This window comes from Solwaraspora sp. WMMB762, assembly GCF_049179115.1.
Lineage (GTDB): Bacteria > Actinomycetota > Actinomycetes > Mycobacteriales > Micromonosporaceae > Micromonospora_E.
The window spans coordinates 1873397-1894172 of record NZ_JBMHMD010000001.1; the positions used below are offsets into that span (position 1 = coordinate 1873397).

Below are 20776 nucleotides of genomic sequence, written 5' to 3' on the forward strand. Positions count from 1 at the left end.
CACTGCTCTCACTTCTCCAGGGCGGCGATGCCGGGCAGGGTCTTGCCCTCCAGGTACTCCAGCGAGGCGCCCCCGCCGGTCGAGATGTGCCCGAAGGCGGACTCGTCGAGGCCGAGGGTGCGCACCGCGGCCGCCGAGTCACCGCCGCCGACGACGGTGAAACCGTCGACCTTGGTGATCGCCTCGGCGACGCCGCGGGTGCCGGCGGCGAACGGCGCCAGCTCGAACACGCCCATCGGGCCGTTCCAGAACACCGTCCGCGCCCCGGCCAGGGCCTCGGCGAACGCGGCGACGCTGCGCGGGCCGATGTCCAGGCCGAGCCGGTCGGCCGGGATCGCGGCGGCGTCGACCACGTCGTGGTCGGCGTCGGCGGCGAACGCGGTGGCGGCCACCACGTCCACCGGCAGCACGATCTTGCCGGCACCCCGCTCCAGCAGTTCACGGCAGGTGTCGACCATCTCGGTCTCCAGCAACGACCTGCCGACCTCGTGACCCTGGGCCTTGAGGAAGGTGAAGCACATGCCGCCGCCGACCAGCAGCTTGTCCACGGTCGGCAGCAGCGCCTCGATCACGGCGAGCTTGTCGGAGACCTTCGACCCGCCGAGCACCACCACGTACGGCCGCTCCGGCGCGCCGGTCAGCTTGCCGAGCACCTCGACCTCGCGGTGCACCAGCTTGCCGGCGACGTGCGGCAGCCGCGCCGGTACGTCGTACACGCTGGCGTGCTTGCGGTGCACGGCGCCGAACGCGTCGTCGACGTACGCGTCGGCGAACGCCGCCAACTGGTCGGCGAAGGCACCCCGCTCGTCGACGTCCTTGCTGGTCTCCCCCGGGTTGAACCGCAGGTTCTCCAGCAGCGCGGTCTGACCGCCGGTCAGGCCGGCGACGGTGGCCTGCGCCGAGGCACCGACGGTGTCGGTGGCGAACGCGACCGGCGCGCCGAGCAGTTCGCCGAGCCGGGCGGCGACCGGGGCCAGGGTGTACTTCGGGTCCGGGGCGCCCTTGGGCCGGCCCAGGTGAGAGCAGACCACCACGGCCGCGCCGGCGTCACGCAGCGCGGTCAGGGTGGGCAGCACCGCCCGGATCCGGCCGTCGTCGGCGATGACCCCCGGGTTGTCCTTCTCGAACGGGACGTTCAGGTCGGCGCGCAGCAGCACGCGCCGACCCGACACACCCTCGGCGAGAAGGTCGTCGAGAGTGGCTACCTGGCTCACAGGGACGCGCCCACCAGCTTGACCAGGTCCACCAGGCGGTTGGAGTAGCCCCACTCGTTGTCGTACCAGCCGACGACCTTGACCTGGTCGCCGATCACCTTGGTCAGGCCGGCGTCGAAGATGCACGACGCCGGGTCGGTGACGATGTCGGCCGACACGATCGGGTCCTCGGTGTAGGTGAGGATGCCGGCCAGCGGGCCCTGCGCGGCGGCCTTGACCGCGGCGTTGACCTCTTCGACGGTGGTCTCGCGGCCGACGGTGACGGTCAGGTCGGTGGCCGAGCCGGTCGGGATCGGCACCCGCAGCGCGTAGCCGTCCAGCTTGCCCTTGAGCTCCGGCAGCACCAGGCCGATCGCCTTGGCGGCGCCGGTCGAGGTCGGCACGATGTTCAGCGCGGCGGCGCGGGCCCGGCGCAGGTCCTTGTGCGGGCCGTCCTGCAGGTTCTGGTCCTGGGTGTACGCGTGGATGGTGGTCATCAGGCCGCGCTCGATGCCGAACGTGTCCTGCAGCACCTTGGCCATCGGGGCGAGGCAGTTGGTGGTGCAGGAGGCGTTCGAGATGATCGTGTGCTTGGCCGGGTCGTACTGGCCGTCGTTGACGCCGAGCACGACGGTGAAGTCCTCGTTCTTGGCCGGGGCCGAGATGATGACCTTCTTGGCGCCGCCGTCGACGTGTGCCTTGGCCTTGGTGGCGTCGGTGAAGAAGCCGGTCGACTCGATCACCACGTCGGCGCCGAGCTCACCCCAGGGCAGCTTGGCCGGGTCGCGCTCGGCGAGCGCCTTGATGGTCTGCCCGCCGACGGTGATCTCGTCGCCGCTGGCCTTCACCTCGTGCGGCAGCCGGCCCAGGATGCTGTCGTACTTGAGCAGGTGCGCGGTGGTCGCGGTGTCGCCCAGGTCGTTGAACGCGACGATCTGGATGTCCGCGCCGGAGGCGAGCACCGCCCGCGTGAAGTTACGGCCGATACGGCCGAAGCCGTTGATGCCAACCCGGATGGTCACAGGTCCCATCTCCTTGCTTCTCGCCCGTCCGGGCCGGAGCCGGACGGATTGGTGTGCGCCGACCGCGTGGCGGGCCGGGCGCCGATCAGATGATCCGGCTGGTCACGCCGCAGCCGTACGTGGCTCGGGCGGGACACCCGAGGCGGTGGTCGCGGCGGGAGAGCCGGGTGCCGGCCCCGTCGCCGTACACTGCGACCCTATCCGAGAAGCCCGTGCCGTGTTGCGCCGGGGCGTCCGGTCACCCTGGTTCACAACTGGTGTTCACCCGACGAGCATCTCCGCCGTCACCGCGTCCTCGGTGTCCGGAATGCCGAGATCGCGGGCCCGTTTGTCGGCCAGCGCCAGCAGCCGCCGGATCCGCCCGGCGATCGCGTCCTTGGTCAGCGGCGGGTCGGCCAGGGCGCCCAGCTCCTCCAGCGACGCCTGGCGGTGCTCCAGGCGCAGCCGGCCCGCCGACGTCAGATGCCGCGGGGCGTCGTCGGCGAGGATCTCCAACGCCCGGGTCACCCGGGCGGCGGCGGCCACCGCCGCGCGGGCCGAGCGGCGCAGGTTGGCGTCGTCGAAGTTGGCCAGCCGGTTCGCGGTGGCCCGCACCTCCCGGCGTACCCGCCGCTCCTCCCAGGTCAGCACGCTGGAGTGCGCGCCGATCCGGGTGAGCAGCGCGGCGATCGCGTCACCGTCCTTGACCACCACCCGGTCGACGCCGCGCACCTCGCGTGCCTTGGCGGCGATCCCCAGCCGCCGGGCGGCACCGACCAGCGCCAGCGCCGACTCCGGCCCCGGACAGGTGATCTCCAACGCACTGGACCGGCCCGGCTCGGTCAACGACCCGTGCGACATGAACGCGCCCCGCCAGGCCGACACGGCGCAGCAGACGTTCGCCGACACCAGGTGCGGGGGCAGGCCACGCACCGGCCGGCCCCGCACGTCCAGCAGGCCGGTCTGGCGGGCCAACGCCTCGCCGTCCTTGACCACCCGGATGATGAAATGGTTGCCCTTGCGCAGCCCGCTCGGGCTCAGCACGTGGATCTCACTCGAGTAGCCGTAGACGTCGGCCACCTCCCGGCGCAGCCGCCGGGCGACCGCGTTGGTGTCCAGCTCGGCTTCGACGACGACCCGGCCGGCGACGATGTGCAGCCCGCCGGAGAAGCGCAGCAACGCGGCCATCTCTGCACGACGGCAGCACGGCTTGGGCACGTCGACCCGGCTCAGCTCGTCCTTGACGGCAGCGGTCATCGCCATAGTCATTCACCTCACGGGGGCCGGTTAGACGGCGGGTACCGATACGTACGTGCTTAACGAGCGGACCGCAGGACAGGCACCAGGGCGGCACCCAACGCGACGGGATCGTGCCGGGGGCTGCCGTCGGCGACCGCCAACGGGGCGAGCGTCAAACGCGCACCCAGCGATTCTGCCGCACGGGCGGCCGGGTCGGGATCGCCGACCGCCGTACCGTCGGCGAGCACCGTGTCGACCTGCAGCTGCGGCAGGTACCAGCTGAGTGCGGCGAGGTGGTCGGCGACCGACAGCCCGAGGGTCTCCTTCTCCGCCGCCAGGTTCAGGGTGACCAGCCGACGGGCCGGGCTGGCCACGATCGCGGCGGCCAGGTCCGGCACCAGCAGATGCGGGATGACGCTGGTGTACCAGCTACCCGGCCCGAAGATCAGCCAGTCCGCGTCACGCACCGCCGCCAACACCGGCCGGCAGGCGGCCGGTGCCTTCGGCTGCAGCCGGACCGACTCGACCCGGCCCCGGGTGACCGCCACCGCGTGCTGGCCCCGGACGGTGACCACGTCGGCCGGCCGGCGCGGGTCACCGCCACGCACGTCGGCTTCGATCGACACCGGCTCGCAGGACATCGGCAGCACCCGGCCGGTCGCGCCGAGCAGCCGGCCGACGTGGTCGAGCGCGGCGACCGGGTCACCGAGCAGCTCCATCAGCCCGCACAGCACCAGGTTGCCGACGGCGTGCCCGGTGAGTGGGTCGGGACGGTCGGTCGCCGGCGCCTCCCCCGGCACCGGCACGAACCGGTGCTGGAACAGCTCGGCGGTCAACTGGTCGGCCGGCGCCGGCCCGGCCAGCGCGGCGAGCGCCTGGCGCAGATCGCCGGGGGGCAGCGCGCCACGGTCGGCCCGCAGCCGGCCACTCGACCCACCGTCGTCACCGACCGTGACCACTGCGGTGAGGTCCAGCGCCAGGTCGGCACCGGCGTGGCGCAGGCCACGCAGCGAGGCGGCCAGCCCGTGCCCGCCGCCGAAGGCCACCACCCGCAGTACGCTCACTCGCGCCCCAGGTCACGGTGCTGGGCGTTGACCGACAGCCGGGCCTGGCGCAGCCGTACGGCGAGCTCCTCGGCGATCGCGACGCTGCGGTGCTTGCCGCCGGTGCAGCCGACCGCCACGGTCAGATAGCGTTTGCCCTCCCGCTCGAACCCGGCGGTGGTGGCGTTGACCAGCTCGGCGTAGTTGCGGACGAAGTCGTCGGCGCCTTCCTGGCTGAGCACGTACCCGCTGACCGACGCCTCCCGGCCGGTGTACTCGCGCAGGTCCGGGACCCAGTACGGGTTGGGCAGGAACCGCGCGTCGATGACGAAGTCGGCGTCCGGCGGCAGCCCGTACTTGAAGCCGAACGACAGCACGGTGATCCGCAGCCGGCGGGCGTCCTCGCCGCCGAACAGCTCCTCGACCCGGCGCCGGAGCTGGTTCTCGTTCAGATGGCTGGTGTCGATGATCACATCGGCCTGGTCGCGGGCCTCGGCGAGCAGGTCCCGCTCGGCGGCGATGCCGTCCGCCAGCCGGCCGTCACCCTGCAGCGGATGCGAGCGCCGGACACTTTCGAACCGGCGGATCAGCACGTCGGCGGCGGCATCGACGAAGACCACCCGGGGCTGGTAGCCGCGTTCCTTGAGTGCCCGGATCGCGCCGACCAGGTCGGTGGAGAAGGCACGGCTGCGCACGTCCAGCACCATCGCGGTACGCCGGGCCGCCCCACCGGCCCGCATCGCCAGCTCGGCCATGTCGAGCAGCAGCGCCTGCGGCAGGTTGTCCACCACGTAGTAGCCGACGTTCTCCAGGGCCCGGGCCACCGTGCTGCGTCCGCCACCGGACACCCCGGTCACCACGACCAGCCGGGCCTCGTTCTGGTCGGCCACGGTGCCGACCGGCTCGCCGTCGTGCACGGCGCTGCTGGCCAGGTCGTCGACCGAGGCCACGGCGGACTGGTCGGGGACCGACCGGTCGCCGGCCGGCGGGTCATCGGCCGGGCCGACGGCCCGACGGGTGATGTCGTCGCCCGGGTTCAGGCTGTTCTGCCTCACGGTCCTCCTGCCTCGGGTACGCGGCGCGCCAGGTGCGCGCAGGTCGGCACCACAGATGGGATTCTAGGTGCGATCCGCGCCATCATCCGGCGACCCGGCGAGCGCAGCGACGATCGTCTCCGCGGTCCGCCGGCCGATGCCGGGCACCTCGGTGATCTCGTCGACGGTCGCCGAGGCGATCCGCCGGACCGAGCCGAAGTGCCGCAGCAGCGCCTTGCGCCGGGTCTCGCCGAGCCCGGGCACCTGGTCCAGCCCGGAGGCGGTCATCCGCTTCGACCGGCGCTGCCGGTGGTAGGTGATCGCGAACCGGTGCGCCTCGTCGCGGATCCGCTGCAGCAGGTAGAGCCCTTCGGAGGTGCGCGGCAGAATCACCGGGTAGTCGTCGCCGGGCAGCCACACCTCCTCCAGCCGCTTGGCCAGCCCGCACAGCGCGACGTCGTCGACGCCGAGCTCGGCCAGCACCGTCGCGGCGGCCTGCACCTGCGGCGCACCGCCGTCGACCACGACCAACTGCGGCGGGTACGCGAACCGGCGCGGCCGTCCGGTCTGCGGGTCGACACCCGGCGGCGGCTGGGCCCCGTCGGCAGCCGTCTGCGTCGCCGACAGCCCATCCGCAGCCGGCGGCGGTTCGTCGGGGGGCTGGCGGTGGCGGGCGAAGCGTCTGCGCAGCACCTCGCTCATCGCGGACAGGTCGTCGGTCGCGCCGCGGACCGCGAACCGGCGGTACTCGGCCTTGCGGGGCAGCCCGTCCTCGAACACCACCAGGCTGGCGACCACGTCGGTGCCCTGGATCTGCGACACGTCGAAACACTCGATGCGCAGCGGCGCGGCGGCCAGCCCGAGCGCCTCGGCGATCTCCTCCAACGCCTGGCTGCGGGTGGTCAGGTCACTGGCCCGGCGCAGCTTGTGCCGGGTCAGCGCCTCGCCGGCGTTGCGGGCCACGGTCTCCATCAGGGCGCGTTTGTCGCCGCGTTGCGGCACCCGCAGGGTCACCCGACTGCCCCGGCGGGCGGTCAGCCAGTCGGCGAGCGCCGGCGCGTCCGCCGGCAGCTCGGGCACCAGCAGCTCCCGGGGCACGTCGGTCTCGCCCTGCTCGGGTCCGTACACCTGGGTGCAGAAGTGGTGCACCAGGTCGGCGGTGGTCAGCTGCTCGACCTTCTCCACCACCCAGCCGCGCTGACCGCGTACCCGACCGCCGCGGACGTGGAATACCTGCACCGCGGCTTCGAGCGGGTCCTCTGCGAAGGCGACCACGTCGGCGTCGGTGCCGTCACCGAGCACGACGGTCTGCTTCTCCATCGCCTTGCGCAGCGCCGCGACGTCGTCACGCAGCCGGGCGGCCCGTTCGAACTCCAACGCCTCGGCGGCGTCGTGCATGTCCCGCTCCAGCCGGCGCACCATGGTGTCGGTGCGCCCGGCCATGAAGTCGCAGAACTCGTCGACGATCGCCCGGTGCCCGGCGGCGTCGACCCGGCCGACGCACGGCGCCGAGCACTTGCCGATGTCGCCGAGCAGACACGGCCGCCCGACCTGGCCGGCCTGCCGGAACACCCCGGCCGAGCAGGTCCGCGCCGGGAAGACCCGCAGTAACAGGTCGAGGGTCTCGCGGATCGCCCAGGCGTGCGAGTACGGCCCGAAGTAACGCACCCCTTTGCGTTTCGCCCCGCGCATCACCTGCAGCCGGGGAAACTCCTCGTCCAGCGTCACCGCCAGGTACGGGTAGGACTTGTCGTCCCGGTAGCGGACGTTGAACCGGGGGTCGTACTCCTTGATCCAGAGGTACTCCAGCTGCAGCGCCTCGACCTCGCTGCCGACGGTCACCCAGTCGACCGACGCCGCGGTGGTGACCATCTGCTGGGTCCGCTGGTGCAGCTGCCAGAGGTCGCCGAAGTAGGAGTTGAGCCGGCTGCGCAGGCTCTTGGCCTTGCCGACGTAGATGACCCGCCCGGTGGGATCACGGAACCGGTAGACCCCCGGCGAGTCCGGGATGGTGCCGGGGGCGGGGCGGTAGCTGGACGGATCTGGCATCGCCGTCAGCGTAGTCCAGGGCTGTGACAGCTCCGGGCGTCCGCGTCCGCGTGGGCGGCACGCACCCGGCGGACGCGGACGATCCGGTCGTCAGGCCACCGAGATGGTCTCGCCATCGACGGTGACGGTCTTTTCCTCCAGCGGCGCCGACGCCGGGCCGGAGAGCACCGAGCCGTCGGAGATGGAGAAACTGCTGAAGTGGCAGGTGCAGTTGATGGTGCCGCCGTCAAGGTTGGCCACCGGGCAGCCCTGGTGGGTGCAGACATTGCTGAACGCCTTGAACTGGCCCTCGGCGGGCTGGGTGACCACGACGCCCTGGGCGGCGAGGATGACGCCGCTGCCGACCGGCACCTGGCTGGTGGTGAGCCCGTCACCGCCGGATCCGGTGTCGCCGCCGTCCGTACCGCTGTCCGCGCCGCCGTCCGCGCCGGCGGACTGGCCCGCGTCGACCGGCGCGTTGGCACCGTCGCCCAGGTCGTCGTCGGTACCGGTGCCGCAGGCGGCGAGCGCCACGGTCGCTCCGACCCCGCCCGCGCCGATCAGCAGCGCCCGGCGGCTGGTCGGACCGGCGTCGGTGGTCGTCTGGTGCTCAGTCATTCAGCTTGCCTCCTGTCAGTTGCCACGGCTGGTCGTCCATGGCCACGCCAGTAGAAACGGCGAGGCGTCACGAACGGTTCATCCCGATATGACGGCAGGACCATGATCCAAGCGCAGCCGTAGACGCCGCTGTACGGGAGCTGTGTCAATGCTGTGCGACCGCTTCGGCCGCCCGTCGCCCACCAGTGCCGCGCTTGGCTCTGGTCGTCGGGCTGTTCGTCCGGCCGGGCGTACCGTTGGCCTTCGCGGCCCGCGCGGACGCGGCGGCGGCTCCACCGGCGGCGCCGGTACGGCCCAGGACCGGGCGCAGGAACGCCCCGGTGTGGCTCTCGGCGACCTCGGCGACCTCCTCCGGTGTGCCGGCGGCGACCACGGTGCCGCCCCGGTGCCCGCCCTCCGGCCCCATGTCGATCAGCCAGTCGGCGGTCTTGATCACGTCGAGGTTGTGCTCGATGACCACCACGGTGTTGCCCTTGTCGACCAGGCCGGCCAGCACGGTCAGCAGCTTGCGGATGTCCTCGAAGTGCAGCCCGGTGGTCGGCTCGTCGAGTACGTAGACCGTCCGGCCCGTGGAGCGCTTCTGCAACTCGGAGGCGAGCTTGACGCGCTGTGCCTCGCCGCCGGACAGGGTCGGCGCCGGTTGCCCGAGCCGCACGTAGCCCAGCCCCACGTCGACCAGGGTCTTCAGGTGCCGGTGGATCGCCGGGATGGCCTCGAAGAATTCGGCCGCCTCCTCGATCGGCATCTGCAGGATCTCGGCGATGGTCCGGCCCTTGTAGTGGACCTCGAGGGTCTCCCGGTTGTACCGGTCGCCCTTGCAGACCTCGCACGGCACGTAGACGTCCGGCAGGAAGTTCATCTCGATCTTGATGGTGCCGTCGCCCGAGCACGCCTCGCACCGGCCGCCCTTGACGTTGAACGAGAACCGCCCCGGACCGTAACCGCGCACCTTGGCCTCGGTCGTCTCGGCGAACAACCGGCGGACGTGGTCGAACACCCCGGTGTACGTCGCCGGATTCGACCGTGGGGTACGACCGATCGGCGACTGGTCGACCCCGACGACCTTGTCCACGTAGTCCAGCCCGGTGATCCGGGTGTGCCGGCCGGGCACCAGCCGGGCGTTGTTGATCTGGTTGGCCAGCACGGTGTAGAGGATGTCGTTGACCAGCGTCGACTTGCCGGAGCCGCTGACCCCGGTGACCGCGATCAGCTGGCCGAGCGGGAACGTGACGGTCAGGTTGCGCAGGTTGTGCTCGCGGGCGCCGTGCACCACCAACTCGCGGCCGGCCGTCGCCGGCCGCCGGGTGGCCGGCACCGGGATCGCCCTGCGGCCGGACAGGTACGCCCCGGTCAGCGACTCCTCGCTGGTCAGCAGCTCGTCGACCGGCCCGCTGTGCACGATCCGGCCGCCGTGCTCACCGGCGCCGGGCCCGATGTCGACGATCCAGTCGGCGGTCCGGATGGTGTCCTCGTCGTGCTCGACCACGATCAGCGTGTTGCCCAGGCCGCGCAGCCGCACCAGGGTCTCGATCAGCCGGTGGTTGTCCCGCTGGTGCAGCCCGATCGACGGCTCGTCCAGCACGTACAGCACCCCGACCAGGCCGGAGCCGATCTGGGTGGCGAGCCGGATCCGCTGCGCCTCGCCGCCGGAGAGGGTGCCGGCCGGGCGGTCCAGCGACAGGTAGTCCAGGCCGACGTCGACCAGGAACCGCAGCCGGGCGTTGATCTCCTTGAGCACCCGCTCGGCGATCATCTTCTGCCGGTCGGTGAGCACCAGCCCACCCAGCAGGTCGGCGCACTCACCGACGGACAGCCCGGTCACCTCCGCGATGTTGCGACCGGCCACGGTGACCGCGAGCACCTCGGGCTTGAGCCGGGCGCCGCCGCACGACCCGCACGGCACGTCCCGCATGTAGCCTTCGTACTTCTCCCGCGACCACTCCGACTCGGTGTCGGTGTGCCGCCGCTCGATCCACTGCACCACGCCCTCGAAGCCGGTGTAGTAGGACCGTTCCCGGCCGTACTTGTTGCGGTAGCGGACGTGCACCTGGTCGTCGGCGCCGTACAGGATGGTCTTCTGCGCCCGGCTGGGCAGTTTGCGCCACGGGGTGTCCAGGTCGAAGTGCTCCGCCTCGCCGAGCGCGGCGAGCAGCCGGGCGAAGTACTCCTGGGTCTGCCCGCCGGACCAGGGCTGGATGGCGCCGTCGCGCAGCGACCGTTCCACGTCCGGGACGACCAGCTCCGCGTCGACCTCCTTCTTCGTCCCCAGACCGACACATTCGGGACAGGCACCGTACGGCGCGTTGAATGAGAAGACCCGCGGCTCCAGGTCCTCGATCGCCAGCGGATGGTCGTTCGGGCAGGCCAGGTGCTCGGAGAAGCGCCGCTCACGGGCCGGGTCGTCCTCGGCGAGGTCGACGAAGTCGAGCAGCACGATGCCACCGGTGAGGCCGAGCGCCGACTCCACCGAGTCGGTCAGCCGCCGCCGGGCGTTCTGTTTGACGGTGAGCCGGTCGACGACCACCTCGATGGTGTGCTTCTCCTGCTTCTTGAGCTTCGGCGGCTCGGTCAACGGGTGGACCACCCCGTCGACCCGGGCCCGGGCGTACCCCTTGGCCTGCAGGTCGGCGAAGAGGTCGAGGTACTCGCCCTTGCGGCCGCGCACCACCGGGGCGAGCACCATGAACCGGGTGCCCTCGGGCATGGCCAGCACCCGGTCGACGATCTGCTGCGGGGTCTGCCGGGAGATCCGTTCGCCGCAGACCGGGCAGTGCGGCTCGCCGACCCGGGCGAAGAGCAGCCGCAGGTAGTCGTAGACCTCGGTGATCGTGCCGACGGTGGACCGCGGGTTGCGCGAGGTGGACTTCTGGTCGATGGAGACCGCCGGGGACAGCCCTTCGATGAAGTCGACGTCCGGCTTGTCCATCTGGCCGAGGAACTGCCGGGCGTACGACGACAGCGACTCGACGTACCGCCGCTGTCCCTCGGCGAAGATGGTGTCGAACGCGAGGCTCGACTTGCCCGAGCCGGACAGCCCGGTGAACACGATGAGCGCGTCACGCGGCAGGTCGAGGCTGACGTCGCGGAGGTTGTGCTCACGCGCGCCACGGATGATCAATCGGTCGGCCACGGTCCGCCTGCTCCCGTAGAGGCTCACAAAGGTGCGTATTTGTCAGGTGTCTGAATCGTCACGTTTGACGGTGCCGGGTCAGTAGGTCTGCGCCGACCCGGCCGATGCCTCGGCAACTGTAGCCCCGGGCTCCGACAACTCTGCCCGACACACGTCGTCACCCGATCGGGGTATCCCGGCACCGGTCCCGCCAATACCGCCCGGGCGAGCCGGATCTCCCGGCATACTGCACATATTGGTCAAGTCACCCATTGACCTGGCGTGGAGCAGGGGGTTCCTCCACGTGTCAGCGGGCCGGCCCGTCCGATCGGGGGGTGGGACGGGTCGGCCCCCGCTGCCATCTGGCCGGCAGGACCGACCAAGCCGGCAATGTCGGGCCGGTCAGCGGCGACGTAGCCTCTGATCCCATGTCCGACGCGGTCTCCGACCCCATGGTCGAAGCGAACGCCACGCCCGAAGCGCCCACCCCCGACACTGTGTCGCCACCCGACGCGACCGGGCCGTCACTCGAAGCGACCGGGCGGCCGACCACCCGCCGCCGCGGTGGCCGCTGGCTACGTCTCGCCCTGCTCGTGGCGGGGCTGTCGCTACTCCTGGTGGTCGGTGGTACCGCCACCGCCGGATGGCTGTACGCCCGCTCCGTCGAGTCGCACGTCGACAAGGTGGAGATCTTCACCGCACTGCCCGAGGCGCAACGCCCGGTCAAGGCCGTCGAGCAGGCGAGGAACTTCCTGATCGTCGGCAGCGACTCCCGGGATCCGGACACCTCCGGTTCCCGCACCGACACGATCATCCTGGCGCACCTGCCGGCCGACCGCAGCGGCGTACAGATGATCTCCATCCCCCGGGACACCTGGGTCCAGGTTCCGGACCCGGACGGCGGCGACGGCCGCCAGGACAAGATCAATTCCGCGTACGCGACCGGTGGGACGCCGCTGCTGGTGCAGACCGTGGAGGCGTTCACCGGAGTCCGGATCGACCACGTGGTGCTCATCGACTTCGCCGGCTTCGCCGAGATCATCGACGCCGTCGGCGGAATCGAACTCGCCGTCGACGAGTCGTTCACCTCGGTCCACCCGCCGTACCGGCAGTTCACCGCCGGGCTGCAGCAGATGGACGGCGACACCGCGCTGGACTACGCCCGGCAGCGCAAACAGTTCGCCGACGGCGACTTCACCCGGGTACGGCACCAGCAGGAGATCATCGCGGCGGTGCTGGACCAGGCCAGCGGCAGCGGGCTGCTCACCAGCCCGGGCCGGCTGGACGACTTCCTGCGCGCCACCGCCGACGCGGTCACCGTCGACGAGGGCACCTCGGTGTTCGACACGGTGTGGGCGCTGCGGCAGCTGCGCAGCACCGACCTGACCATGCTCACCTCGCCGTCGGCGGGCACCGGCCAGCAGGCCGGGCAGAGTGTCGTCTTCCCCGACGAGGCGGCCGCGGCGGACCTGTACGCGGCGGTCCGTGGCGACACCGTCGACGACTGGCTGCGCGAACACCCGACCGGCAGCTGACCCACGCCGCCGCCACCCGGACCGCCCCGCGACCGGTGGGCCCGGTGACGACGACCGTCACCGGAGCCCACCGAACGGCGTCACCGCTGCCGGTAACGTGCCCGGTTGTCCTTCGAGATCCGCTTCCACTTGGCCCGCTCGGCGGCGGCCAGCCGCGCGTCCCGGCGACGCATCTCGTGCGCGACCTCCCGCTGCAGGCGCTGCCAACTCTCCCAGCGGCGCACCGGCAGGTCGCCCGACTCGATCGCGGCACGCACCGCGCAGCCCGGCTCACCGCTGTGCGCGCAGTCGGCGAACCGGCAGGCGGCAGCGAGCTCGGCCACGTCGGAGAACGCCTCGTCCAAGCCGTCGGCGGAGTCCAGCAGACCCACCGCCCGTACCCCTGGGGTGTCCAGCACCGCCCCGCCGCCGGGGATCGGGATCAGCGCCCGGTAGGTGGTGGTGTGCCGGCCCTTGCCGTCGACCCGGCGGATGGCCTGCACCCCCATCACCTCGGTGCCGGCCAGGGCGTTGACCAGCGTCGACTTGCCCGCCCCGGACGGCCCCAACAGCCCCAGAGTGCGACCGGGCGCCACGAGCCGGGACACCTCGTCGATGCCGTCACCGCGTTGCGCGCTGACCGCGATCACCGGTACGCCCGGCGCCACGGCGGCCACCTGGTCGGCCACCGCCGCCGGGTCGGCCACCGCGTCGCACTTGGTCAGCAGGACCACCGGCTCGGCGCCGGACTCCCAGGCCAACGCCAGGAAGCGTTCGACGCGGCCCAGGTCGGGTGCCGGGTGCATCGGTTCGACGACGGCGGCCGTGTCGACGTTGGCGGCGAGCACCTGCCCGGTGGAGTCCTTGTCGGCGGTACGGCGCACCAGCGCGGTCCGCCGGGGCAGCACCTGCTCGACGGTGGTCCGCTCGTCCGGCCAGGTCCGCACCAGCACCCAGTCGCCGGCGCAGGGCAGGGCCACCGGGTCGGACGCGGCGGCGGTGAGGACCGCGCCGGCGACACTCGCCCGCATCGGTCCGTCGGCCACCAGTACGGTGCACACCCCGCGGTCCACCCGGGCCACCCGGCCGGGCTGGTGGTCGGTGTCGAGAGCCGGCAGGGCACGGTCGTGGAAGGCGTCCCAGCCGAGGGACGCGAGATCGAACGTCATGAGAACCCTTGTCAGGTCGTGGGGTGCCCGCCGGCCGGACCGGCCGGACGACCCCGGTGGGAAGGAGAAGCGGACGGACCGCAGGGGACAGTCACGGTCACCACCACCTCCCTCCGGAGAGCTCTGCCTGACGCGTCACGGCAACGGTAGCCTTCTGACGGCAGCCCGGGAAAGCCAATTCCGCCCGGCCACGACCAGCAGGAGGTTCCGGTGCCCTACCAGGGAGACGTCACCGGCGGCGGCGCGCCGGACGTCCGGGAGCTGACCGAGCTCACCATCACCAAGATCGCGGTCGGGCCGATGGACAACAACGCCTACCTGCTGCGCTGCACCAGCACCGGCGAGCAGGTGCTGATCGACGCGGCGAACGAGGCACCCCGGCTGCTGGAGCTGATCGGTCCGGCCGGGCTCGCCGCCGTCGTCACCACCCACCAGCACATGGACCACTGGGTGGCGCTGGAGGAGGTGGCCGCCGCGACCGGGGCCGCCTCGCTCGCCCACCCGGCCGACGCCGACGGGCTGCCGCTGGTCACCGCCACCATCGCCGACGACGACCGGGTCGCGGTCGGCGACTGTGAACTGGAGGTCGTCCACCTGGTCGGGCACACGCCCGGCTCGGTCGCCCTGCTCTACCGGGACCCGCACGGGGTGGCGCATTTGTTCACCGGCGACGCCTTGTTCCCCGGCGGGGTCGGCAACACCCGCGGCAACCGCCGCAACTTCTTGTCTCTGATCGACGACGTCGAGCGCAAACTGTTCGACCGGCTACCCGACGACACCTGGTTCTACCCCGGTCACGGCAGGGACTCCACACTCGGTGCCGAACGCCCGGCGCTGCCGCAGTGGCGGGCCCGCGGCTGGTGACCCGTCACCGGCGCTGCGGCGACGGTCAGATGGTGCGGCGACCGCCGGTCACGGCGAGCACCTCACCCGTGGTGTAGCTGGACTCCTGCGACGCGAAGAAGACGAACGACGGGGCCAGCTCCGCCGGCTGCGCCGGCCGGCCGATCGGCGACGTGGTGCCGAACTCCCCCACCGCCTCCGGCGGCATGGTCGCCGGGATCAGCGGTGTCCAGACCGGCCCGGGCGCCACCGAGTTGACCCGGATACCCTGGTCGACCAGGTTCGCCGCCAGCCCCTTGGTGAAGTTGACGATGCCCGCCTTGGTGGTCGCGTAGTCCAGCAACGACGGCGACGGATCGAACGCCTGGATCGACGACGTGTTGATGATGCTGGACCCCGGCGGCATGTGCGGCACGGCCGCCTTGCAGATCCAGAACAACGCGTACAGGTTGGTCTTCAGCACCCGGTCGAACTGCTCGGTGGAGATCTCCGCGATCCCCTTCTCCTGCGCCATCTGATACCCGGCGTTGTTGACCAGAATGTCGATGCCGCCGAGCTCCTCGACGGCGCGTCGCACCAGCTCGACGCACTGATGCTCGGTGGTGATGTCGCCGGGCACCGGCACCGCCCGCCGGCCGGCCGACTCGACCAGCCGGACCGTCTCCCGGGCGTCGCGCTCCTCCTGCGGCAGGTACGACAGGACGACGTCGGCGCCCTCCCGGGCGAACGCGAGCGCGACCGCGCGGCCGATCCCCGAGTCCCCGCCGGTGATCACCGCCCGCCGGTCGGTCAACCTGCCGGAGCCGCGGTAACTCTCCTCGCCGTGGTCCGGCGGCGGATCCATCCTGGCGCCGGTGCCCGGCGGTGGCTGCTTCTGCACCGGCTGCCCCCGCCGCTGACCGTACTGCTCCGTCGGATCCTGCCGGATGTGCTGGTCGGCCATGATCGTTCGCTCCTCACGGTACGGGCGCAACGGGTGTGAACACCGCAGTCGTACCCACATCACCCCGGACCGAAACCGTCCGCCGATCCCCGGCACCGGCATCCGCCGCCGGGCAGGTTTGAGCCACCCGCCGGCGGGCAGCCGTCGTTCGGCATCACCAGACCCGGCTCTCCACGGCCGGCCGGGACAGGACGGGCGGCACGACCGGATGGGCACACGGGACGCAACGGACACCGCCGCGATCCGGGCGGCCCCGACCCTCGGACCGCCCCGGCTCTGGCCGCTGGCCGTGCTGACCGTCGGGGTGACCCTGCTGGCGGCCACCGGCGCGCTGCCCCACTGGCCCGGCCTCGCGCACCTGGTCGCCCTGCCCCCGGTCGACCTGTACACCGACCTGCGGCTGCTGCTGACCAGAGCGCCGTCCCGGCCGTGGTTCGCCGCCGGGCTGATCGGGGCGCTGGCGGTACGGGTGAGCGTGCTGGCGCTGATGCTCGGCGGGCTGGACCGGCAACGGTTACGCCTGGCCGCCACCGTCTACCTCACGGCGCTGCCGGTCCTGCTGTTCGCCGCCGAGGCCACCTACATCGCCGCCGCCGTCCTCTACTCCCGGCTGTTCTGGGCCGCCGTCGGGCTGCTGGCGCTGGTCGTGGCCGTCGTCGTCACGCTGCCGTGGCAGGGCACCACGCGACTGCGCCAGGCCTGGCCGCGCGCCTGGCGCCACGGGCTGCGGGTCGAGGTGACCGTGCCGTACGCGGCCGCCCTGATCGGCCTCGGCGTGCTCGCCGAACAGATCCCGGCGCTGCGGCTGGTCGCCGTGCCGGTCTCCGGGGCGTTGACCGCGGTCACGGTCCGGCTGCTCGCCCGCCCGGCCCCGGCGTACCCCCGGCTGCGACTCGCCGGCGTCGCCGCGCTGTTCCTCGTCGCGACCGCCGTGTCCATCGCCACCAGGTCGGTGCCGGTCACCGACCCGGCCGCCCCGCGCGCCGGCTCCATCCTGCTGATGAGCGGGATCAACTCCGCCTCCGGCCGGGGCACCATCTTCGGCACCCGCACCGACGTCCTCGGCTACACCTGCGCGCAGACGTTCTACTTCTCCTACGCCGGCCCCGGCGACGGCCAGCCGCGGGGCCGGGCCCGCTGCCCGATCCGCACCGGCGCCCCGTACCACCGGGCGGACACCCAGCGGCCGTTCGCCGAGCAGGTGGCCGTCTTCGCCGACCAGGTCCGGGATCTGCCCCGCCCGCTGGTCGTCGCCGCCCACTCGCACGCGGTGTGGGTGGCCTGGGAGGCGATGGCCGGCGGAGCCACCGCCCAGGTGGACTATCTGATCCTGGTCGGGCCGTTCCCGGACAGCCCGGCCGGCTACCTCCCACCGGGTCGCGACGGGCCCGGTCGGGTCGGCAGCGACCTGTTCCGGCTGCTGGTGCCGATCTCCGACTGGGTGGACTTCCACTTCGAGCCGGACGCCCCGGCCGCCCGGGAACTACTCGCCCCGGCCAACGGCGGGGCCACCGTGCTGACCGAGCCGCTGCCACCACCGGCGCGGGCGGTGGCGGTCACCTCGGCGACCGACCTGCCACTCATGCCGCACGGCTGGCGGCTGCCGGTCGCCCGCAACGTCTGCCCGGTCCGCGAGGCACACCCCTTCCTGCCGGACACCCCGGCGTTCTACCACGAAGTCAACCGGTTCCTCGACGACGAACCTGCACTGCCCTGCCCACCGTGGCGGGACTGGGGCCGGCCGATGGCGCTGCCGTTCGGCGTACCCCCGATGAACTGACCCCTGCCCACCGAGACCGGGAGGAACCCATGGCCAGACATCTCGACGACCGGGTCGTCGTCGTCACCGGCGCGTCCAGCGGAATCGGACGGGCCTGCGCCCACCGCTTCGCCGCCGCCGGCGCCACCCTGGTGCTGCTGGCCCGCCGCCGGGACGCGCTGGAGACGGCGGCCACCGAATGCCGCGGGCGGGGCGGACAGGTGCTGGTGGTTCCACTCGACGTGACCGACGCCGACGCCGTCGCCGACGCCGCCCGGCAGGCCGTCGCCCGGTTCGGCCGGATCGACGTCTGGGTCAACAACGCGGGGGTCAACCTGTACGGCGCGGTCGAGGAAACTCCCGCACACCTGTGGCATCAGGTGGTGCGGACCAACCTGTTCGGCACGTACCACGGCATCCGGGCCGCGCTGCCGTGGTTGCGGGACCAGGGACACGGGACCCTGATCACCGTCTCGTCGGTGCACGGCTGGGCACCGTCGCCGCAGCAGAGCGCGTACGCGGCGAGCGCACACGCGATCCGGGCGCTGAGCGACTGCACCCGGCAGGAGGTCCGCGACGTGCCCGGGATCGCGGTGTGCACGGTGCTGGCGGGGCCGGTGGACACCCCGATGTCGCGCAGCACCGCCAACTGGACCGGCCGGCGGATGGTGCCGCCGGCCCGCCCCTGCCACCCCGACGAGGTGGCCGGGGCCGTCGTCCAGCTGGTCCGCAGCCCTCGCCGGGAGGTCCACGTCGGGCCCGGTGCCCGGCGCGGGATGCTCGCCGCCCGGCTGCTGCCGGCGCTGACCGAGCGGGCCCGCGCCCGGGCGGCGCGGCGGACCCAGGTCGCCGACGTCCCGGTCGGCTATACCGCCGGCAACCTGCTACGACCCATGCCGCTCGGTGCCCGGGTCGACAGCGGCCGGAGTACGGCGTACCCCGCCTCGGGTGGTGCCCGATGAGCCCGCTGCTGACGCCGTCGCCGCCCGGCTCGCCGACACCGCAGCCGGTCACCCGACAGGTCGAGGTGCCGGCCCCACCGAGCTGGCGGGTCCGGGCCGGCGCGTCCTCGGACACCATGTGGACGGTCACCAGCCTGTGCTGGGACCGACCGGCGGCGCCGGCAACGCAGCGCCCGGACCGGCCGCCGGCACCGGCCGACCTGGCTCCGACCGATCGGCGGCCGCCGATCGTGCTGGTGCACGGGCTCGGAGTCGCCGCCGGACTCGGCGTGCCGGTGGCGGGTCGGCTCGCCGCCACCGGCACCGTACTGGCTCCGGACCTGCCCGGCTGCGGCCACAGCAGCAAGCCGCAGCCGGTGCCCGGCATCGCCGAGCTCGGCACCGCCGTGGCCAGCTGGCTGCCCGCCGTGGTCACCGCCCCGGCCGTTCTGGTCGGCGTGTCGCTCGGTTGTCAGGTGGTGCTGGAGGCGGCCGCCCAGGCCCCCGACTGGGTGTCGGCGGTGGTGCTGGCCAGCCCCACGGTGGATCCGGGTCGCCGCACGTGGCGCAGCCAACTGTGGCGCTGGCAGGCCGAGCAGACCACCCAGTCCGTCCGGCTCAAACGGATCCAGCTGACCGACTACCGCCGGGCGGGGGTGCGGCCGGTGCTGCGAACCTTCTCGGCGGCGCTGGCGGACCGGCCCGAGGACAGGATCCGCCGGGTCGGCGCGCCGGTGCTGGTGTGCCGGGGCACCCGCGACCCGCTGGTTTCCGACCAGTGGGTCGCCGACCTGCGCCGGCAGGCCCCCGATGCCCGGCTGTGCCGACTGCCCGGCGTGGTGCACGCGATGAGCCACGACAACCCGGCCGAGTTCGCCCGGGTGATCCACGGCTTCCTCGACGAGCTCGCGACAACCGGCGGAGGTGTCGACGGTGCCCGCGCCCGCGTTCCTGGCTAGCTTCGACTCGGCCTCGGCGATGCTGCTGGCCACTGCCGCATACCTGCGGGGTGAGTCGTTTCCCGCCCTCGGCCAGTCGAGACTGTTGAAGCCGCTGGTGAAGGTGACCGACCTGCTGCCGGGCCGGGCCAGGGAGAAGGCGTTCATCGTCGGCGGGCTGACCGAGGCGGTACGGGCCGCGAAAATGGGCCGCATCGACGTGGCGGAGGTTTCCCGGTGGGTGACCCGGGAATACCCGCGGCGCCGCTATCCGGCGGTGGCGGTCGGTTCGTCCAGCGGCGCGCTGGTGCACCTGTGGGCGGCGCTGGGGGTGCCGTGGCTGCCGCAGACCTTCTTCATCCCGGTCGCCCAGCGGGTGCATCCGGACGATCCGACGACCGCGCTGCGCAAAGGTCTGAAGCCGGGTCGGGCGCTGCTCGACGCCAACCCGGACATCCAACTGCACCACATGCACGACGCCAACCAGGACCGGCTGATGGTGCGGGCGCTGACCTACTTCCGGTTCAAGCGCCGCACCCTGGGTGCGGAGTACGAGGCGTTCCTCCGGGAACGGCTCGCGCCCGGCGGGACGATCATCATCGCCGACTGCCGCAAGCAGTGGCGGACCACCGCGGTCGGTGAGCGGCAGGTGTTCCAGCACGGTGCGGTCGGCGGTGCCACCCAGAACGAGTTCCACCGGGGTGGCCCCCGGGTGGCGGCGTACCTGCACCGCTACGACTCCCCGGTACGCCGGTGGGTCGGCCCGGAACCGGACAGCGTCAGCCCGGAGGCGGAGTGGGGTTTCGCCCCGCAACTGGCCGAGGACATCGACCGGTTCGCCGCCGAGAACGGCTACCAGGTCCGCCGGATCGGGTTCGACCGGCCGTCGGCGCCGTCGCCGATGGTCGCCGACCTCTACCAGTGGTGGTACCGGCAGCGGCGCATCCCGGCGCGCCGGCTGCTGATCGAATCGTTCATCGTGCTCGACCCGTGGTGGACGTTGCGGACCGGCTCGGTGCCCTACTGGATGACGTTCACCATGGATCCGAGCCTGCACGACGTGCAGCGCTACCTGGACGAGCGGGAACCGTACGCCGACATCCACCTGGCGCTGTTCCAGAACGGTGTGCCGAACGCGGTCGGCTGGCCGCCGCCCGAGCGGTGGCAGGCGGTGCTCGACCGGGCCGCCCGCAGCGGGCGCTACCTTGGCCGGAACCTGGCGGACTTTCCCTGTGAGATGTCGCTGTACGCGCGGTACGACGAGGCGTTGCAGGCGATCCCGGCCCGGTATCCGATGCCGGGTCAGCTGACCCTCGCCCAGTTCGACGACTTCTGGCGGCAGTCCGGCGGGTACCCGGGCGTCAGCTGGGAGTCCTTGACACCGGCCGGATGAGGCCGGGGCCG

General features: G+C 72.5%; 16 protein-coding genes. 6 read left to right on the plus strand and 10 right to left on the minus strand.

Going from position 1 to position 20776, the window contains the following annotated elements:
- Window positions 1–8: 8 nt before the first annotated feature.
- The 8 genes from ACN27J_RS08260 to uvrA form a co-directional block, all read right to left on the minus strand.
- Window positions 9–1214, minus strand: coding sequence for a phosphoglycerate kinase (locus ACN27J_RS08260; RefSeq protein ID WP_421364875.1), 1206 nt, complete (start codon window positions 1212–1214; stop codon window positions 9–11).
- Window positions 1211–2215, minus strand: a complete 1005-nt coding sequence (gene gap / locus ACN27J_RS08265) for a type I glyceraldehyde-3-phosphate dehydrogenase (protein WP_278169959.1) — start codon at window positions 2213–2215, stop codon at window positions 1211–1213. Before gap ends, ACN27J_RS08260 begins: the two co-directional genes overlap by 4 nt.
- A gap of 261 nt (window positions 2216–2476) precedes the next feature.
- Window positions 2477–3457, minus strand: a complete 981-nt coding sequence (gene whiA, locus ACN27J_RS08270; RefSeq protein ID WP_123602428.1) for a DNA-binding protein WhiA — start codon at window positions 3455–3457, stop codon at window positions 2477–2479.
- Between the two features lie 53 nt (window positions 3458–3510).
- Entirely contained in the window at window positions 3511–4497 is a 987-nt protein-coding gene (locus tag ACN27J_RS08275; RefSeq protein WP_421364877.1) for a gluconeogenesis factor YvcK family protein, read from the minus strand.
- Window positions 4494–5393 (minus strand): RNase adapter RapZ, encoded by a 900-nt coding sequence (gene rapZ, locus ACN27J_RS08280; protein ID WP_421372153.1) that lies wholly within the window; start codon window positions 5391–5393, stop codon window positions 4494–4496. The genes ACN27J_RS08275 and rapZ overlap by 4 nt, the downstream gene beginning before the upstream one ends.
- A 201-nt stretch (window positions 5394–5594) precedes the next feature.
- Entirely contained in the window at window positions 5595–7559 is a 1965-nt protein-coding gene (gene uvrC / locus ACN27J_RS08285) for an excinuclease ABC subunit UvrC (RefSeq protein ID WP_421364879.1), read from the minus strand.
- A gap of 90 nt (window positions 7560–7649) precedes the next feature.
- Window positions 7650–8156, minus strand: coding sequence for a Rieske 2Fe-2S domain-containing protein (locus ACN27J_RS08290; protein ID WP_421364880.1), 507 nt, complete (start codon window positions 8154–8156; stop codon window positions 7650–7652).
- A 145-nt stretch (window positions 8157–8301) separates the two neighbouring features.
- The gene (uvrA, locus tag ACN27J_RS08295; protein ID WP_421364882.1) at window positions 8302–11286 is read right to left on the minus strand and encodes an excinuclease ABC subunit UvrA; all 2985 of its coding nucleotides are present in this window, start codon (window positions 11284–11286) and stop codon (window positions 8302–8304) included.
- A 407-nt stretch (window positions 11287–11693) separates the two neighbouring features.
- On the opposite strand from uvrA, the gene ACN27J_RS08300 reads away from it, so the two are divergent.
- Complete coding sequence (locus ACN27J_RS08300; RefSeq protein ID WP_421364884.1) at window positions 11694–12800, plus strand: LCP family protein; 1107 nt, start codon at window positions 11694–11696, stop codon at window positions 12798–12800.
- An 80-nt stretch (window positions 12801–12880) separates the two neighbouring features.
- Here the strand turns inward: ACN27J_RS08300 and rsgA are convergent, their stop codons facing one another.
- Window positions 12881–13948 carry a ribosome small subunit-dependent GTPase A gene (gene rsgA / locus ACN27J_RS08305; RefSeq protein WP_421364886.1) on the minus strand — a complete coding sequence of 356 codons (1068 nt, stop codon included), beginning with the start codon at window positions 13946–13948 and terminating at the stop codon, window positions 12881–12883.
- A gap of 210 nt (window positions 13949–14158) precedes the next feature.
- Here rsgA and ACN27J_RS08310 point away from each other — a divergent pair, with 210 nt between their 5' ends.
- A complete protein-coding gene (locus tag ACN27J_RS08310; RefSeq protein WP_421364888.1) occupies window positions 14159–14812 on the plus strand; it encodes an MBL fold metallo-hydrolase in 654 nt (217 codons plus the stop codon).
- 25 nt (window positions 14813–14837) lie between these two features.
- Here the strand turns inward: ACN27J_RS08310 and ACN27J_RS08315 are convergent, their stop codons facing one another.
- Entirely contained in the window at window positions 14838–15734 is an 897-nt protein-coding gene (locus ACN27J_RS08315; protein WP_421364890.1) for an SDR family oxidoreductase, read from the minus strand.
- A gap of 208 nt (window positions 15735–15942) precedes the next feature.
- Here ACN27J_RS08315 and ACN27J_RS08320 point away from each other — a divergent pair, with 208 nt between their 5' ends.
- The 4 genes from ACN27J_RS08320 to ACN27J_RS08335 are packed head-to-tail and all read left to right on the plus strand — an operon-like array spanning window position 15943 to window position 20765.
- A complete protein-coding gene (locus ACN27J_RS08320) occupies window positions 15943–17514 on the plus strand; it encodes a hypothetical protein (RefSeq protein ID WP_421364892.1) in 1572 nt (523 codons plus the stop codon).
- Window positions 17515–17543: 29 nt separating this feature from the next.
- Window positions 17544–18455 carry an SDR family NAD(P)-dependent oxidoreductase gene (locus tag ACN27J_RS08325; RefSeq protein WP_421364893.1) on the plus strand — a complete coding sequence of 304 codons (912 nt, stop codon included), beginning with the start codon at window positions 17544–17546 and terminating at the stop codon, window positions 18453–18455.
- On the plus strand, window positions 18452–19393 hold the full coding sequence (locus ACN27J_RS08330; protein WP_421364895.1) for an alpha/beta fold hydrolase: 942 nt from the start codon (window positions 18452–18454) through the stop codon (window positions 19391–19393). The genes ACN27J_RS08325 and ACN27J_RS08330 overlap by 4 nt, the downstream gene beginning before the upstream one ends.
- Window positions 19368–20765 carry a hypothetical protein gene (locus ACN27J_RS08335; RefSeq protein WP_421364896.1) on the plus strand — a complete coding sequence of 466 codons (1398 nt, stop codon included), beginning with the start codon at window positions 19368–19370 and terminating at the stop codon, window positions 20763–20765. The genes ACN27J_RS08330 and ACN27J_RS08335 overlap by 26 nt, the downstream gene beginning before the upstream one ends.
- Window positions 20766–20776 lie beyond the last annotated feature (11 nt).

Excerpts from the sequence above, each read along its gene's own strand:
- ACN27J_RS08315 (WP_421364890.1), bottom strand. The coding sequence starts at position 15,734 with ATGGCCGACCAGCACATCCGGCAGGATCCGACGGAGCAGTACGGTCAG.
- uvrC (WP_421364879.1), bottom strand. The coding sequence starts at position 7,559 with ATGCCAGATCCGTCCAGCTACCGCCCCGCCCCCGGCACCATCCCGGAC.
- rsgA (WP_421364886.1), bottom strand. The coding sequence starts at position 13,948 with ATGACGTTCGATCTCGCGTCCCTCGGCTGGGACGCCTTCCACGACCGT.
- ACN27J_RS08290 (WP_421364880.1), bottom strand. The coding sequence starts at position 8,156 with ATGACTGAGCACCAGACGACCACCGACGCCGGTCCGACCAGCCGCCGG.
- ACN27J_RS08325 (WP_421364893.1), top strand. The coding sequence starts at position 17,544 with ATGGCCAGACATCTCGACGACCGGGTCGTCGTCGTCACCGGCGCGTCC.
- ACN27J_RS08300 (WP_421364884.1), top strand. The coding sequence starts at position 11,694 with ATGTCCGACGCGGTCTCCGACCCCATGGTCGAAGCGAACGCCACGCCC.
- ACN27J_RS08320 (WP_421364892.1), top strand. The coding sequence starts at position 15,943 with ATGGGCACACGGGACGCAACGGACACCGCCGCGATCCGGGCGGCCCCG.
- whiA (WP_123602428.1), bottom strand. The coding sequence starts at position 3,457 with ATGGCGATGACCGCTGCCGTCAAGGACGAGCTGAGCCGGGTCGACGTG.
- ACN27J_RS08330 (WP_421364895.1), top strand. The coding sequence starts at position 18,452 with ATGAGCCCGCTGCTGACGCCGTCGCCGCCCGGCTCGCCGACACCGCAG.